Consider the following 15,114-nt stretch of genomic DNA (forward strand, 5'->3'; position numbering starts at 1 on the left):
AGAGAAGTGAGGGGAAGTTTCGTCATGCGTCGCCTTATAGCCGCCACCCTGCTCCTGGCGGCCGCCGGATGCTCGGCAGCGCCCGCCGAGCCCGCCGCGCAGTCCACCGCCGACCCCGGCAAGATCGACTGGGGGCCCTGCACCGACCTCAAGCGCCCCGACGGCGCGCCACCGGCCCGCTCGGACGCCTCGGTGCGCTGCGGCAAGCTCGCGGTGCCCCTCGACTACACCAAGCCCGGCGGGGAGCAGATCGACCTGGCGCTGATCAAGCTGCCCGCCACCGGCGGCAAGGGCAAGCGGCTGGGCTCGGTGGTGTTCAACTTCGGCGGGCCGGGCGCCTCCGGCGTCGACACGCTCGACCAGGCCGCCAAGGCGCTCACCAAGCTGCGCGAGCGCTACGACCTGATCAGCTTCGACCCGCGCGGCGTCGAGCGCAGCTCGGGGGTGCGCTGCGGCGACGGCGCCGAGATGGACCGGTTCACCTCCCTCGACACGCTGCCGCCCGGCGACGAGACCGACCGGGAGGTGACGGCGGCCAACAAGCGCTTCGCCGCCCTCTGCCAGGAGAACTCCGGCAAGATCCTGCCCCACGTCGGCACCGCCAACGCCGCCCGCGACATGGACCGCATCCGCGAGGCCGTCGGCGACGCCAAGCTCAACTACGTCGGCATGTCCTACGGCACCCAGCTCGGCGGCGTCTATGCCACCCAGTTCCCCAAGAAGGTGGGCCGCATGGTGCTCGACGCGCCGCTGGACCCCACGGTCACGTTCGAGCAGCGCACGCTGGCGCAGACGCGCGGCTTCCAGAAGGCGTACGAGAGCTTCCTGCGCGCCTGCGTCAAGGAGGGCTGCGAGCTGGGCAAGGACCAGGGCAGCGCCAACCAGGCCGTCGAGACGCTGCTGAACCAGCTCGCCGCGCAGCCGCTCAACGTCGGCGGCCGCGAGCTGACCCAGGGCCTGGCCTCCACGGGCATGGCCGCGGCGCTCTACTCCGAGCTGACCTGGCCGTTCCTGGAGCAGGCGCTGAGCGAGGCGATCAAGGGCAAGGGCGAGGCGCTGCTCTACCTGGCCGACTCCTACACCGGGCGCAGCCCCGACGGCACCTACTCGACCCAGATGACCAGCTTCCCGGCCATCACCTGCGTGGACACCGCCGAGCGGCCCGACGAGGCCGCGCTGCGGCGCACCGAGGCGGCCGCGATGAAGATCTCGCCGCTGTTCGGCAGCGAGGGCTCGGGCGGGCTGTGCCGGGTCTGGCCGGTCAAGGGCAGCGACGAGGCCCGGCGGGTGAACGCCTCCGGCTCCGCGCCGATCCTGGTGGTGGGCGGCAAGGGCGACCCCGCCACGCCGTACGAGTGGGCGCCCAAGCTGACGGCCCAGCTCAAGACCGCGACGCTGGTGACGTACGAGGGCGAGGGGCACGGCGCCTACCTGTCGGGCAGCAAGTGCATCCAGGGGCTGGTGGACTCCTACCTCATCGACGGCAAGGTGCCGCAGAAGGGCACGAGCTGCCCGGCGGCCTAGGCTGGGCGGGGTGAGACACTACGACTCCCAGATCCACGACGAGACCCGGCGGCTGGCCGGCCTGTCCGGCGACCTGTCCGTCCCGGTGCCCACCTGCCCGGGATGGACGCTCGCCGAGCTGATCACCCACGTCGGGCAGACCCACCGGTGGGCGGTGCACGTGCTGCGCAACCGGGTGCAGGAGCCCATCTGGTCGCGGCAGGTGCCCAGCGGGCTGGCCGAGGGCGCCAGTGGCGACGCGGCCTGGCTGACGGCCGGGGCCGCCGAGCTGCTGGAGACCCTGCGCGTCACCGACCCGGACCTGCCGGTGTGGACGTGGGGCCCCGGCGGGCGGGCCGCCTGGTGGCCGCGCCGGATGCTCTTCGAGCTGGTGATCCACCGGGCCGACGCCGAGCTCGCGCTCGGCATCGACCCGGAGGTCCCGGCGGGGACCGCGATCGACGGGGTCGAGGAGTTTCTCGACAACCTGCCGTACGCCGCCTGGGTCACCCGCCGCCTGGCCGCTCTCGGCGCGGAGGGGGCCACGATCCACCTCCACGCGAGCGACGCCGACGGCGAGTGGACCATCACGCAGGGTCCCGCCGGGAAGATCGAGTGGGCGCGCGGTCACGCCAAGGGGGACGCCGCGGTGCGGGGGCCGGTGCGCGACCTGCTGCTCCTGCTCTACGGCCGCCGCTCCCCCGACGCGCTCACCGTGCACGGCGACCGCGCGCTCCTCGACCGCTGGCTGCCCGCCGCCGCCTTCTGACACCGCGCGGAGCGGCCCCGGACGCGCCGCCGCTCGGCGATCGGCGGCGTGTCCGGGGCCCCATGGGTGAGCCGCTCCCGGGACCAGCCCTCGGACGCGGCCCGCCCGCCTGCCGGGGTGTTGGCGGGGAAGGCGCAGCCCCCGGCTCGCGGACGGATCATCACCTGAGATCGTCATCTCCTCGTTCTCGAACAAGGCAACGATCTAACCCTTTGGCGACAACCCTATGTCGGTGTTTTCGATTGACTTTTCGAGCACTCAATCGAGCAGCGTGCCGTGCACGACCATCTCGGGCACGTCGGCGGCGAAGCCTTCGAGCGGCCGGTCAGGGCAGCGCTCGGCGGTGACCGTGGCCGAGGCGATGCGGTCGAGGCGGAAGACGCGCACGTCGTCGCGGAGCCGGCACCAGGCCACGAGATACCAGAAGCCGCCCCGCCCGCCCAGGAACACCCCCGGCTCCACGTCGCGCGAGGTCAGCGCGCCCTTGGCGTCGGCGTAGTCGAGCCTGAGCACCTTGCGGCGCAGCAGCGCCTCCTCGATGGCCCGCGAGATGCCCGCGCCGCCCAGCGGCTGGATCTCGCCGGCCGTGGGCTCCGGCGGGGGGACGAGCTGCACGCGCCGGGCCAGCTCTCTGGCCAGCTCGCCCTCGGGCCCCGGCATCGCGGCCACCACCTTGCGTAAGGCGCTGCGCGCCTGCCGCCCGAACGGCTGGTCGCCGGCCCGGCTGAGCGCCAGCGCGATGGCCACGGCCTCGGCCGGGGTGAAGTTGAGCGGGGGCAGCGACATCTTCTTGTCGATGGCGTAACCGCCCTTGCGGCCCGGCTCGGCGTAGATCGGCACACCCGACTCCTGCAGCGCCGTGATGTCACGCTCGATCGTGCGCACGCTCACCTCGAACCGCTCGGCGAGCTCGCGGGCGGAACGGCAGCGGGGCGCGATGGCGCGCAGGTCTTCGACGAGCGCGTAGAGCCGGTCGGTACGGTTCACAGCCGGAACGCTACGCCGCGCCACCGACAATCGCGGGCCGCGCGGCAGCCTCGCGACACTCACATAACCGCGCGGCCACAGGGGTCTCACGCCAGGGCCAGTGCCCCAGGCCACTCTCCCCGCCCCTTCCGGGGAGCGTACGCCGGCCCCGCGTTTCCCACCACGCGAACGACGGCCCCTTTTTCACCCGGCCCCTTTTCACCCGGCCCCTTTTCATCCGGCCCTTTCACCGCGCCTCGCCGCGCCCGGCCCTTTCACCGCGCCTCGCCGCGCCCGGCCCTTTCACCGCGCCTCCCCGCGCCCGGGCCCTCCCGGCCGGTCGGCACGGGCCGTCAGCCGGGCGAGCGGGTCCAGTCCAGCAGGCGCTCCAGCGGCCAGGTGTTGACCACGCGATCGGCCTCGATCCCGCACCGGGCCGCGCGCTCGCACCCGTACCGCTGCCAGTCGAGCTGTCCCGGCGCGTGCGCGTCGGAGTCGATCGAGAACACGCACCCCATCTCGTACGCCAGCCGCATCAGCCGCTTGGGCGGGTCGAGCCGGTCGGGCCGGGAGTTGATCTCGACCGCGACCCCGAACCGCCGGCACGCCTCGAAGACCAGCTCCGCCTCGAACTCCGACTCGGGCCGTTTGACCCCGCGCTTGCCGCCCGCCTGCACCACCCGCCCCGTGCAGTGGCCCAGCACGTCCACCAGGGGGTTGGCGATGGCGGTGACCATGCGGCGGGTCATGTCCTCGCTGCCCATGCGCAGCTTGGAGTGCACGCTGGCCACCACCACGTCCAGCCGCTCCAGCAGCTCGGGCTCCTGGTCGAGCGAGCCGTCGAGGTTGACGTCCACCTCGATGCCGGTCAGGATCCGGAACGGCGCCAGCCGCTCGTTCAGCTCGGCCACCACGCCGAGCTGCCGTTCCAGCCGCTCGGCCGACAGCCCCTTGGCCACCGTCAGGCGCGGCGAGTGGTCGGTCAGCGCCCAGTACTCATGCCCGAGCGCGATCGCCGCCTGAGCCATCTCCTCGATGGGCGAGCCGCCGTCGGACCAGTCGGAGTGGCTGTGCAGGTCGCCCTTGAGCGCGGCGCGCAGCTCGGCCGTCTCGGCGTCGAGCTCGACTCCGGCGGTTGCCCGCATTCTCCGCAAATACGTCGGAACCTGCCCAGCAAGGCTTTCGTTTATCACGAGTGCGGTGACCTTCCCGATTCCGGGAAGGCCACCGAGTGCGCCGCTGTCGGCCAGGTGAGCGAGCTCGCCGGGGGTCAGCTCGTCCACCACCGCGGCGGCGCGACGGAAGGCACGCACGCGGTACGTGGGCTCGCCCGCGCGCTCCAGCAGAAAGGCGATCTCGCGCAGGGCCTCGACCGGATCCATGTGTCCAGTCATACCCAAGCGACCCACAAGCATCGGGCACTACACATTGAACGGGGACAAGGGCCGCCGATAGGCTGATCGGCCCAGGAAAGCAGGAGTTTGATGGCAAATCCGTCGCAGGCGCCCACAGATCCGCCGCGCAAATCGTCCAAGGTCATCCCGTTGGTGGTCATCGGGGTCCTGTCCGTGATGGTCGTGGGTTACTGCGCCGCCGTGAGCGACGACGAAGAGGTCACCGCCGACTGTGTGCTGCTGGAGGACGAGGCCCAGCCCGGCTACGGCGACTTCACGCCGACGCCCGGCGCCTCCCCCACGCCCGGCACCACCACCTCGGCCCCTCCGGCGGACTCCTACCAGGTGGTGGACGACGACTACTGCGACGACGGCGACGGCAGCGGCTCGTCGAACCACTACTACTACGGCGGTTCGCGGGGGGCGTACGTCTGGTACTACGGCGGGCATCGGGTCGGCGACCGGGTCCGGGGCGGCACCACGCTGAAACCCTCCGACGTGCGCATCTCCAGCAGGGGCGGCAAGGAGATCCAGCGGGGCGGCTTCGGCCGGAGCTGGAGCGGCGGGAGCTGACGGATGCGCCGCGAGCACGCCACGCCCAGGGACGGCTGGGAGAAGACGATCGAGAGCCAGGGCCTGGCCTACCACCGTGCCGCCCACCCGGCCGGGCTGGAACGCCCGTACTGGGACGAGTCCGTCCACTACGTCTTCAGCCTCGACGAGGTCGAGGAGCTGGAGCGGCAGGTCGAGGAGCTGCACGAGATGTGCCTGGGGGCCGTCGAGCACGTGGTCTCCGCCGGGCGCTTCGCCGACTTCGCCATCCCCGAGTGGGCGTGGGAGGAGGTGGCGCGCTCGTGGGAGCGCCGCGACGGCCACCTGTACGCCCGCTTCGACCTGCGCTACGACGGCACGGGGCCGGCCAAGCTGCTGGAGTACAACGCCGACACGCCCACGTCGCTGCTGGAGACCTCGGTGGTGCAGTGGTTCTGGCTGCAGGACGTCTTCCCCGGCGACGACCAGTGGAACTCCGTGCACGAGCGGCTCATCGACCGCTGGCGCGAGCTGCGCCTGCCGCCCGGCCCCACCCACTTCTCCTTCACCAACGCCGACGAGACGGGCGAGGAGGCCATGACGGTGGCCTACCTCCAGGAGACCGCCGAGCAGGCGGGCCTGCAGACCGTGGCCATCGCCATGGAGGACATCGGCTGGGACGCGCTCAACCGGCGGTTCGTGGACGTCGAGGGGCACGTGATGCGCTCGGTGTTCAAGCTGTACCCGTGGGAGTGGATGCTGTCCGACGAGTTCGGCCGCCACGCCGTACGGCACGCCACGTGGATCGAGCCGCTGTGGAAGACTCTGCTGTCGAACAAGGCGCTGCTGGCCGTGTTGTGGGAGCTCAACCCGGGCCATCCCAACCTGCTGCCCGCCTACCTCGACGGCCCCCGCGACCTGACTTCCTACATCGCCAAGCCGCTGCTCGGCAGGGAGGGCGCCTCGATGCGCATCGTCACCCCCGAGGGCACGCAGGAGACGTCCGGCGGGTACGGCCGGGAGGGCTACGTCTTCCAGGGCTTCGAGGCCCTGCCCGTGTTCGAGGGGCAGCGGCCGGTGCTCGGCGCGTGGGTGGTCGCCGACGAGGCGGCCGGGCTGGGCATCAGGGAGACGACCGGCTACATCACCGACGACACCTCCTCCTTCGTCCCCCACCGCATCGGGAGCTGACCCGATGACCACCAGCCCTGATCTCGATGACCACCACCCCCGATCCCGGTGAGTCCTTCACCGGGATCGGCAACTACCACGACCTTTCGCAGAACGGACCCGAAGTGACCCTTCTCGAGACCCTCGCCCGTGGCGCGGGTGCCATCGCCGCCTACGCCGCCGTCGGCCTGATCCTGATGATCGTCGGCTTCTACGTGATCGACTGGGCCACTCCCGGCAAGCTGAGCGAGGTCATCCGCAGCGAGCGGAACCCGAACGCCACCCTGCTGGCCACCTCCGCCCTGGCCGCCGTCGGCCTGATCGTGGCCGCCTCCATCTGGGCCTCCGGCGGCCGGCTGGCGGAGGGCCTGGCGGGCACGGCGGTGTTCGGCCTGGTGGGCATCGTGGTGCAGACGGTGGCGATGCTGCTGTTCGACAAGATCGTCGGCATCTCCGTCCGCGATCTGGTCAAGGAGCGGGAGCTGCAGCCGGGCGCGCGGCTGCTGGCCGTCACCCACCTGGCGATCGGCCTGATCACGGCGGTCGCCGTCATCTAGCGCGCCGGCGTACGGTACAGGCGCGACATTCGGCGCGCGGGCGAACGGCACAGGCGCGAACCGCCGTTCCGGTCATCCGAAGGGACCTGGCACTCTAGGAGGCGTGACAGACCGGACCCGGGAGGACACCACCCGCAGGCTGGAGCGGGCCATGGGCGCGCTCGGCACGGCGGCCATGGCGCGCATGGACGAGCAGCTGCCGTGGTTCCGCGCGCTCAGCGCCGAGGACCGCTCGTGGGTGGGGCTCGTGGCCCAGGCCGGGATCGCCGCGTTCGTGGAGTGGTTCCAGCAGGCGGGCAGAGACACCCCCAGCATCGAGTTCTTCGGCACGGCGCCGCGCGAGCTCAAGCGCTCGATCTCGCTGCAGCAGACGGTCGACATCGTCAGGGTCGTGGTCGAGGTGGTCGAGGCCCAGGCCCACGAGCTGGCCGCGCCCGGCGGCGAGGACCAGCTCCAGCAGGCCATGCTGCGTTACACGCGCGACGTGGCCTTCGCCGCCGCCCACGTCTACGCCCGCGAGGCCGAGGCCAGGGGCTCGTGGGACGCCAGGCTGGAGGCCCTGATCGTCGACGCGCTCGTGCGCGGCGAGGTCGACGACGGCCTGCACTCCTGGGCCGCGGCGCTCGGCTGGACCTCCTCGCCCGTGGTCGTCATCGCCGGCCACGCCCCCGACGACGACCCGCGCGCGGTCATCGACGGGCTGCGGGAGAAGGGCCGCCGCATCGGCATGGACCTGCTGGCCGGCGTGCAGGCCGACCGGCTGATCGTGATCGTGGGCGGCGCGGGCAGCGTCAACGACGCCGCCAGGCAGGTCGTGGCGCGCTTCGGCGTGGGCCCGATCGTCATCGGCCCCGAGGTGCCCGACCTGCACGCCGCCGCCAGGTCGGCCAGGGCCGCGCTGGCCGGGCTGAAGGCCTCCTGCGGCTGGCCCGACGCGCCCAGGCCGGTGCACGCCGAGGACCTGCTGGCCGAGCGGGCGCTCGACGGCGACGCCGACGCCAGGGAACAGCTCATCGAGAACGTCTACCTCCCGCTCGCGGGCACGCCGCTGCTCGACACGCTGGCGACATACCTGGAGCAGGGCACCTCCCTGGAGGCGACGGCGCGGCTGCTGTTCGTGCATCCCAACACCGTGCGCTACCGGCTCAAGAAGATCACCGAACTGACCGGCTACCAGCCGACCGAGGGCAGGTCCGCCTTCACCCTCCAGGTGGGGCTGATCCTCGGCAGGCTCTCGGAGAGCGCCGAAACATGGCGGGCCCTAACGTAATGCCGGCGAAATCCCCACTGTAGGGTTCCTACAAATCACCCCGGACAAAGTTCGTACGGATCTCCATCCGCGTGTCGAAGTTCTACAGGGCAAGGTGGGTTTTGTGCTTGTACTCGTCGCTCCGGGCCAAGGTGCCCAAACTCCAGGCTTCCTGACTCCCTGGCTCGAACTGCCCGGGCTGGCCGACAGGCTGGGCGCGTGGTCGGAGATCGCCGGGATCGACCTGGTCGCCTACGGCACCACGGCCGGCGCCGACGAGATCCGCGACACCGCCGTCGCGCAGCCGCTGCTCGTGGCGGCCTCGCTGGCCGCCGCCGAGGCGCTCGGCGTCACCCCCGACGTGCTGGCGGGCCACAGCGTCGGCGAGTTCGCCGCCGCCGCGCTGGCCGGGGTGCTCACCCACGAGCAGGCCCTGCACCTGGTGCGCCACCGCGCCCAGGCGATGGCCAAGGCCGCCGCCGTCACCGAGACCGGCATGACCGCCGTGCTCGGCGGCGTCGAGGAGGACGTCCTGGCCGCCATCCAGAAGCACGGGCTGACCCCCGCCAACATCAACGGCGCCGGGCAGATCGTGGCGGGCGGCACGACGGAGCAGCTGGCCGCGTTCAAGGACGACGCGCCGGCCCGCGCCCGCCTCATCCCGCTCTCCGTGGCCGGGGCCTTCCACACGCACCACATGGCCCCCGCCGTCGAGAGCCTGCGCGAGGCCGCCCAGGCCATCACGCCCGGCGACCCGGCGATCACGCTGCTGTCCAACTCCGACGGCCAGGCGGTCACCACCGGCGCCGAGTTCCTCCGCCGGCTGGTCGACCAGGTCAGCAACCCCGTCAGGTGGGACGCCTGCATGGAGACCATGGCCGGCCTCGGCGTCACCAAGATGATCGAGCTGCTGCCCGGCGGCACGCTGACCGGCCTGGCCAGGCGGGGCCTGCGGGGCGTGCGGACCGTGGCGCTCAAGACACCCGACGACCTCGACGCGGCCAGGGAGCTGATCAAGTGAGGATCCCCGACATCGCCCCCGGTGCCAGGGTGCTGGCCCTCGGCCACTACCAGCCGGCCAACATCGTCACCAACGACGACCTGGCCAAGACCATGGACACCAACGACGAGTGGATCCAGTCCAGGGTCGGCATCAAGGAGCGCCGGGTGGCCTCGGCCGAGGAGTCGGTCGAGGACATGGCCGCCATCGCCGGCGGCAAGGCGCTGGCCGCCAGCGGCCTGTCCCCCGACGACGTCGACCTGGTCATCGTGGCCACCTGCACGCTGGAGACCCAGATCCCCAACGCCTCCGCCGTGGTGGCGCACCGGCTGGGCATCACGTCGCCCGGCGCGTTCGACGTCAACGCCGCCTGCGCCGGGTTCTGCTACGCGCTCGGCACCGCCAGCGCCGCCGTACGCGGCGGGTCGGCCAGGAACGTGCTGGTCATCGGCGCGGAGAAGCTGTCGCAGTGGGTGGACTGGACCGACAGGTCCACCGCCGTGATCTTCGCCGACGGCGCCGGCGCCGCGGTCGTCGGCCCGTCCGAGACGCCCGGCATCGGCCCCGTGGTGTGGGGCAGCGCCGGCGACAAGGCCGAGGCGATCTCCATCAAGGACCGCACCGACCACCTCTACCAGGAGGGCCAGACGGTCTTCCGCTGGGCCACCACCGCGCTGCACCCGGTGGCGCTCGAAGCCTGCTCCCGCGCCGGCGTCGACCCGTCCGAGCTGGCGGCGTTCGTGCCCCACCAGGCCAACCTGCGCATCATCGAGGCGATCGCCCGTAAGCTGGGTGCCGACAAGGCCGTGATCGCCCGTGACATCGTCAACGCGGGCAACACCTCGGCCGCCTCGATCCCGCTGGCGCTCTCGCGCATGCTGGAGCGCGGCGAGGTCCGTTCCGGCGGGCTCGCGCTGGTGCTCGGCTTCGGCGCGGGCCTGACCTACGCGGGCCAAGTGATCGAGATCCCCTGAGCGCACCGTCGCGACGCGGCTCCCCCTGCGGGGACCGGCCGCAGGATCGCGGTCGCTCGTCCAAGCTTGTGCGGCACCGTCCGCGCAGAACCCAGAAAACCAAAGGAGAACTAGCGACATGGCTGCCACCGAGCAGGACATCCTCGAGGGCCTCGGCAAGATCATCAACGAGATCACCGGCATTCCGGCCTCCGAGGTGACCCCCGAGAAGAGCTTCGTGGACGACCTCGACATCGACTCCCTGTCCATGGTCGAGATCGCCGTGGCCGCCCAGGACGAGTTCGGCGTCGAGATCCCCGACGACCAGCTCAAGAACCTGAAGACGGTCAAGGACGTCCTCACCTTCATCCAGAACTGATCCGCAACACCCCTCTTGACCAGTAAGGAGCGCGAAACGTGAGTGCGAACCGGGTACGTGTCGTCGTCACCGGGCTTGGCGCGACGACGCCCGTCGGTGGAGACGTCACCTCGACCTGGACGGCGCTCCTCGCCGGTCAGTCGGGCGTCAATACGCTGACCACGGACTGGATCGACTCCGTCCCCGTGAAGTTCGCGGGGACGGCCGCGGTCGATCCCGCCGAGGTGCTGCCGCGGCCCGAGGCCCGCCGCCTCGACCGCAGTGAGCAGTTCGCCCTGGTGGCCGCCAGGGAGGCCTGGAAGGACGCCGGCACCCCCGAGGTGGCGCCCGAGCGGCTCGGCGTCGTGGTCTCCAGCGGCATCGGCGGCATCTCGACCACCCTCAGCGCCTACGACACGTGGAAGGAGCGCGGCTGGAACCGGCTGTCGCCCTTCACCGTGCCGATGCTCATGCCCAACGGCCCGGCCGCCTGGATCGGGCTCGACCTGGGCGCCCAGGCGGGCGTGCACGCCACGGTGTCGGCCTGCGCGTCCGGCGCCGAGGCCATCGGCTACGCGATGGACATGATCAGGGCCGGCCGCGCCGACGTGGTCGTCGCCGGCGGCACCGAGGCCGCCATCCACGGACTCAACATCGCCGCCTTCGCCGCGGCGCGGGCGATGTCGCAGCGCAACGACGACCCTCAGGCCGCCTCCCGCCCGTGGGACCGCGACCGTGACGGGTTCGTGCTCGGCGAGGGCGCCGGCATCGTCGTGCTGGAGTCCGAGGAGCACGCCAGGGCGCGGGGCGCGCGCGTCTACGCCTACTGCGCGGGCATCGGCTACTCCGCCGACGCGCACCACATCACGCAGCCCGAGCCCGAGGGCCGGGGCCAGATCATGGCGATGACGCAGGCGCTCACCGACGCCGACATCACCGGGCTCGACGTCAAGCACGTCAACGCGCACGCCACGTCCACCCCTTCCGGCGACGTGGGCGAGGTGCAGGCGGTGGCCAAGGCCATCGGCACCCACCCGCTGGTGACCTCGACCAAGTCCATGACCGGGCACCTGCTCGGCGGCGCGGGCGGCATCGAGTCCGTCTTCACGATCAAGGCGCTGCAGGAGCGGATCGTCCCCCGGACCATCAACCTCGACAACATCGACGACGGCATCGAGGTGGACCTCGTCTACGGCGAGAACCGCGCCCTGCCGGAAGGCGACATCGCCGCGGTCAACAACTCGTTCGGATTCGGTGGCCACAACGTGACCGTCGTGTTTAAGGGGGCTTAAATGACGGTGATCGACAATCGGGTGGTGAGTGCCGGCTCCGATCAGGAGCCCGCCGATCCCCGCGACCCAGTCGTCCGCATGACCGCGCTGCTCGACGAGGGCTCGCTGCGGCTGATCACCTCTCAGGACAACAGCGGCGTCCTGGCCGCGATGGGGCGCGTCGAGGGCGTGCCCGTCGTCACCTTCTGCAGCGACGGCCGCTCCCAGGGCGGCGCGATGGGCAGCGAGGGCTGCGAGCACATCGTGCACGCCTACGACGTGGCCGTCCGTGAGCGGGTGCCGATCATCGGCATCTGGCACTCCGGCGGCGCGCGCATCCCCGAGGGCGTGGAGTCCCTGCACGGCGTGGGCCGCGTCTTCGCCGCCATGACCAAGGCGTCGGGCGTCGTGCCGCAGATCTCCGTGGTCGTCGGCCCCGCCGCGGGCGGCGCCGCCTACGGTCCCGCGCTCACCGACCTCGTCATCCTGGCCGACTCCGGCCGCATCTTCGTCACCGGTCCCGACGTCGTCCGCAGCGTCACCGGCGAAGACGTCGACAGCGCGACCCTGGGCGGCACCGAGGCGCACAGCAAGCGCAGCGGCGTCGCGCACATCGTGACGAAGACCGAGACCGACGCGTTCGTCAAGGCGCGCCAGCTCGCCACGCTCCTCGGCCACCAGGGCCGGGTGCGCACGGGCGACCTCGAAGAGGTCGACTTCTCCACGCTGCTGCCCGACTCCCCGCGCCGCGCCTACGACGTCAAGCCGCTGGTCAACGGCGTGCTCGACGAGCCGGGTCTCGAACTGCACCCCAAGTGGGCGCCCAACATCGTCACCTCGCTCGGCCGCGTGGGCGGCCGGACGGTCGGCGTGATCGCCAACAATCCGATGCGGCTCGGCGGCTGCCTCGATGCCACGTCCGCCGAGAAGGCCGCCCGGTTCGTCCGCATGTGCGATGCCTTCGGCGTGCCGCTGGTCGTCCTCGTGGACGTGCCCGGCTACCTGCCGGGCGTCGGGCAGGAGCACGACGGCGTGGTCCGGCGCGGCGCCAAGCTGCTGCACGCCTTCGCCGAGGCGTCGGTGCCGCGCATCACGCTGGTCACCCGCAAGGCGATCGGCGGCGCGTACATCGCGATGAACTCCCGCGCGCTCGGCGCCACCAAGGTGTTCGCCTGGCCGACCGCCGAGGTGGCGGTCATGGGCTCGGTGGCCGCGGTGCGCATCCTCAAGCGGCGCGACCTGGCCGCGGCCCCCGAGGAGGAGCGGGCCGACCTGGAGCGGCGGCTGGCCGACGAGCACGAGAAGCTCGTCGGCGGGCTGACCAGGGCGCAGGAGCTGGGGGTCATCGACGAAGTGATCAAGCCCGGCGAGACCCGTGGCGCGATCGCCAAGGTCCTGTCGCAGGCCACCCCCGCCCGGGGCGCCCACGGCAACATCCCGCTGTAACCACCGCTCGACGCGCGAGGCCCCGTACCGGTTTCTTCCGGTACGGGGCCTTTCGCGTACGAACGGGAGGGCGGCGAGCCGCGGGTGGCGGACGGCGGCCGGCCACACCGCCGGCAGGCCGCGGGGCGCACCGCCGGGAGGCGTGCGGCGGGCTGCCGGGAGGCGTGCGGCGGGAGGCGGGCGGCGGGCTGGGGGCGGGCGGCCGTGCGGGCGCGGCGCCGCCGCGCCACCGGGCTCCGTGCGGTTCGTCCGGCGGGGCGGCGTCAGACGGCCGCGTGCAGCCACCTCACCGGCGCGCCGTCGCCGGCGTACCTGAACGGCTCCAGCTCCTCGTCCCACGGCCGGCCGAGCAGCTTGTCCAGCTCGTCCTCCAGCACGCACCGCCCCTGGGCGGCCATCATCATCACCGCGCGCAGCCGGTCTTCGGGGATCATGATGTCGCCGTTGGCGCCGATGACCGCCGTGAAGGCGCCGAGCGTCGGCGTGTAGGCATGCCGGGAACCGTCCACGCCCGGTGAGGCGTCCTCGGTGATCTCGAATCTCAGGCGCTGCCAGCCCATCAGCGAAGAGGCGATGGCCGCCGCGATGCCCGCGCGGCCCTCCCACTCCGCCTGCGCGCGCACGACGTTGGGCGCCGCGGGTTGCGGAGTCCACGTCAGGTCTACGGGCACGCCAAGGACACCCGCGACTGCCCATTCAATGTGTGGGCACAGCGCGGGCTGAGCCGAGTGGACGTAAAGGACGCCACGAGCAGACACCGGACCTCCCGTTTCGGTACGAGGTGCGCCTTCCCCAACGGCCTCGCCACGGGATGATCACAAGTGACTAGGGAGAGACTACCGTCGGTCGCAATCCGACACCAGAGGGGGGCCATACCAAGTTGGTGCGGGAGTGGCGGGTGACAGTTCCTGCAACGCGGAAACATACCCGCGCATGGACATCCAATCAGTCGGTGAGGCGTTCATCCGCCCAGGTCAGGTGCTGACCGACCGCACCGCGCTGGCCGCCGCGTCGCGCTGGACGCAAGCGGTCTCCGAGGCCGACGGCGTCTGCGTCATCCACCTGTCCCCCGGCGCCGACCCCTGCGAGGTCACCGCGCGACTGCGCGACCAGGGCCTGCGGGCCTCGCCGAACCACCTGCTGCGCGGCCAGCCGCTGTTCTTCGGCGGCCCCGCGTCCAGGCCCTTCCCCGTCCCGCGGATCGCCCACAAGCCCGCCCGGTCCCGCTCCGGCGTGGTCGTGGGCCTGCTCGACACCGGCGTGGCCAAGCATCCGTGGTGGTCGGGCAGCGACTGGTACTCCCGGCTCGGCCCCGGGGAGGCCGACGCCGCCGAGGGCTCGCAGGCGGGCCACGGGACGTTCATCGCGGGTCTGCTGGCGCGGCGCGCCCCGGGCGTGTCGCTGCGCGTGCGCCGGGTGCTCGACGGCGACGGCATCGGCGACGAGGCGGCCGTCGTACGCGCCCTCTACCGCCTGCGCGACAACCCCCCGCAGGTGCTCAACCTCTCCTTCGGCTGCCACACCTTCGACGACCGGCCGCCGCCCCTGCTGTCCGACGCCATCGCGGCGCTGAGCGAGACGGTCACGGTGGCGGCGGCCGGCAACACCGCCTCCGACCGGCCGTTCTGGCCCGCCGCGCTGCCCTGCGTGGTCGGCGTCGCGGCGGTGGACGCGAGCCAGCAGCGCAGGGCGGCCTACTCCGGCCACGGCACCTGGGTCGACGCGTGCGCCAGAGGCGACTGGCTGGCCAGCAGCTATCTCGACACCGGCGAGTTCGGCGGATACGCCGTGTGGAGCGGCACGTCGTTCGCCACCGCGCTGGTGGCCGGGGCCATCGCCGACGCGGCCAGGCACGAGCCCGCCACAGAGTGGATCAAGCGGCTCCTTGACTCCGAGGAGACCCCGCAAATTCCCGATCTGGGGGTTCTCTTCCCGGCGAGTCTGTAG

General features: G+C 72.2%; 15 protein-coding genes. 12 read left to right on the forward strand and 3 right to left on the reverse strand.

Features of this window, described 5'->3' with window-relative positions; genetic code table 11:
• Positions 1 to 24 precede the first annotated feature (24 nt).
• Positions 25 to 1,524, forward strand: coding sequence for an alpha/beta hydrolase (locus tag IO39_RS01375; RefSeq protein WP_043614447.1), 1,500 nt, complete (start codon positions 25 to 27; stop codon positions 1,522 to 1,524).
• Between the two features lie 10 nt (positions 1,525 to 1,534).
• The gene (locus IO39_RS01380; RefSeq protein ID WP_052422314.1) at positions 1,535 to 2,272 is read left to right on the forward strand and encodes a maleylpyruvate isomerase family mycothiol-dependent enzyme; all 738 of its coding nucleotides are present in this window, start codon (positions 1,535 to 1,537) and stop codon (positions 2,270 to 2,272) included.
• Between the two features lie 258 nt (positions 2,273 to 2,530).
• Here the strand turns inward: IO39_RS01380 and IO39_RS01385 are convergent, their stop codons facing one another.
• The gene (locus IO39_RS01385) at positions 2,531 to 3,259 is read right to left on the reverse strand and encodes a helix-turn-helix transcriptional regulator (RefSeq protein ID WP_043614451.1); all 729 of its coding nucleotides are present in this window, start codon (positions 3,257 to 3,259) and stop codon (positions 2,531 to 2,533) included.
• A 332-nt stretch (positions 3,260 to 3,591) separates the two neighbouring features.
• Positions 3,592 to 4,620 (reverse strand): PHP domain-containing protein, encoded by a 1,029-nt coding sequence (locus IO39_RS01390; RefSeq protein WP_043614455.1) that lies wholly within the window; start codon positions 4,618 to 4,620, stop codon positions 3,592 to 3,594.
• A gap of 102 nt (positions 4,621 to 4,722) precedes the next feature.
• On the opposite strand from IO39_RS01390, the gene IO39_RS50140 reads away from it, so the two are divergent.
• From IO39_RS50140 to IO39_RS01435, 9 genes are all read left to right on the forward strand, one after another.
• Entirely contained in the window at positions 4,723 to 5,205 is a 483-nt protein-coding gene (locus IO39_RS50140; RefSeq protein WP_157547787.1) for a hypothetical protein, read from the forward strand.
• A gap of 3 nt (positions 5,206 to 5,208) precedes the next feature.
• A complete protein-coding gene (locus IO39_RS01400) occupies positions 5,209 to 6,354 on the forward strand; it encodes a glutathionylspermidine synthase family protein (protein ID WP_043614456.1) in 1,146 nt (381 codons plus the stop codon).
• 26 nt (positions 6,355 to 6,380) lie between these two features.
• On the forward strand, positions 6,381 to 6,890 hold the full coding sequence (locus IO39_RS01405; protein WP_245641759.1) for a DUF350 domain-containing protein: 510 nt from the start codon (positions 6,381 to 6,383) through the stop codon (positions 6,888 to 6,890).
• A gap of 151 nt (positions 6,891 to 7,041) precedes the next feature.
• The gene (locus IO39_RS01410; RefSeq protein ID WP_052422334.1) at positions 7,042 to 8,160 is read left to right on the forward strand and encodes a PucR family transcriptional regulator; all 1,119 of its coding nucleotides are present in this window, start codon (positions 7,042 to 7,044) and stop codon (positions 8,158 to 8,160) included.
• Positions 8,161 to 8,263: 103 nt separating this feature from the next.
• Positions 8,264 to 9,160: an ACP S-malonyltransferase gene (locus tag IO39_RS01415; RefSeq protein WP_043614460.1), complete on the forward strand. Its 897-nt coding sequence runs from the start codon at positions 8,264 to 8,266 to the stop codon at positions 9,158 to 9,160.
• Positions 9,157 to 10,113 (forward strand): beta-ketoacyl-ACP synthase III, encoded by a 957-nt coding sequence (locus tag IO39_RS01420; protein WP_043614462.1) that lies wholly within the window; start codon positions 9,157 to 9,159, stop codon positions 10,111 to 10,113. The genes IO39_RS01415 and IO39_RS01420 overlap by 4 nt, the downstream gene beginning before the upstream one ends.
• 118 nt (positions 10,114 to 10,231) lie before the next feature.
• The gene (locus IO39_RS01425) at positions 10,232 to 10,471 is read left to right on the forward strand and encodes an acyl carrier protein (protein ID WP_043614464.1); all 240 of its coding nucleotides are present in this window, start codon (positions 10,232 to 10,234) and stop codon (positions 10,469 to 10,471) included.
• A 38-nt stretch (positions 10,472 to 10,509) separates the two neighbouring features.
• Positions 10,510 to 11,742 carry a beta-ketoacyl-ACP synthase II gene (gene fabF, locus IO39_RS01430; protein ID WP_043614467.1) on the forward strand — a complete coding sequence of 411 codons (1,233 nt, stop codon included), beginning with the start codon at positions 10,510 to 10,512 and terminating at the stop codon, positions 11,740 to 11,742.
• A complete protein-coding gene (locus IO39_RS01435) occupies positions 11,743 to 13,167 on the forward strand; it encodes an acyl-CoA carboxylase subunit beta (RefSeq protein ID WP_052422316.1) in 1,425 nt (474 codons plus the stop codon). It abuts the gene before it with no gap.
• A gap of 263 nt (positions 13,168 to 13,430) precedes the next feature.
• On the opposite strand, the gene IO39_RS01440 is transcribed toward IO39_RS01435, so the two are convergent.
• The gene (locus tag IO39_RS01440) at positions 13,431 to 13,925 is read right to left on the reverse strand and encodes a DUF3145 domain-containing protein (protein ID WP_043614470.1); all 495 of its coding nucleotides are present in this window, start codon (positions 13,923 to 13,925) and stop codon (positions 13,431 to 13,433) included.
• A 175-nt stretch (positions 13,926 to 14,100) separates the two neighbouring features.
• Between IO39_RS01440 and IO39_RS01445 the strand changes: the two genes are divergently transcribed.
• Positions 14,101 to 15,114 carry a S8 family peptidase gene (locus IO39_RS01445; RefSeq protein WP_043614474.1) on the forward strand — a complete coding sequence of 338 codons (1,014 nt, stop codon included), beginning with the start codon at positions 14,101 to 14,103 and terminating at the stop codon, positions 15,112 to 15,114.

Origin of the sequence: Nonomuraea candida (assembly GCF_000725485.1) — a bacterium.
Classification (GTDB): domain Bacteria; phylum Actinomycetota; class Actinomycetes; order Streptosporangiales; family Streptosporangiaceae; genus Nonomuraea; species Nonomuraea candida.

Coding starts and splice junctions, on each gene's coding strand:
- IO39_RS01375 (WP_043614447.1), top strand. CDS start 25: ATGCGTCGCCTTATAGCCGCCACCCTGCTCCTGGCGGCCGCCGGATGC.
- IO39_RS01390 (WP_043614455.1), bottom strand. CDS start 4,620: ATGGATCCGGTCGAGGCCCTGCGCGAGATCGCCTTTCTGCTGGAGCGC.
- IO39_RS50140 (WP_157547787.1), top strand. CDS start 4,723: ATGGCAAATCCGTCGCAGGCGCCCACAGATCCGCCGCGCAAATCGTCC.
- IO39_RS01400 (WP_043614456.1), top strand. CDS start 5,209: ATGCGCCGCGAGCACGCCACGCCCAGGGACGGCTGGGAGAAGACGATC.
- IO39_RS01405 (WP_245641759.1), top strand. CDS start 6,381: ATGACCACCACCCCCGATCCCGGTGAGTCCTTCACCGGGATCGGCAAC.
- IO39_RS01410 (WP_052422334.1), top strand. CDS start 7,042: ATGGGCGCGCTCGGCACGGCGGCCATGGCGCGCATGGACGAGCAGCTG.
- IO39_RS01425 (WP_043614464.1), top strand. CDS start 10,232: ATGGCTGCCACCGAGCAGGACATCCTCGAGGGCCTCGGCAAGATCATC.
- IO39_RS01435 (WP_052422316.1), top strand. CDS start 11,743: ATGACGGTGATCGACAATCGGGTGGTGAGTGCCGGCTCCGATCAGGAG.
- IO39_RS01445 (WP_043614474.1), top strand. CDS start 14,101: ATGGACATCCAATCAGTCGGTGAGGCGTTCATCCGCCCAGGTCAGGTG.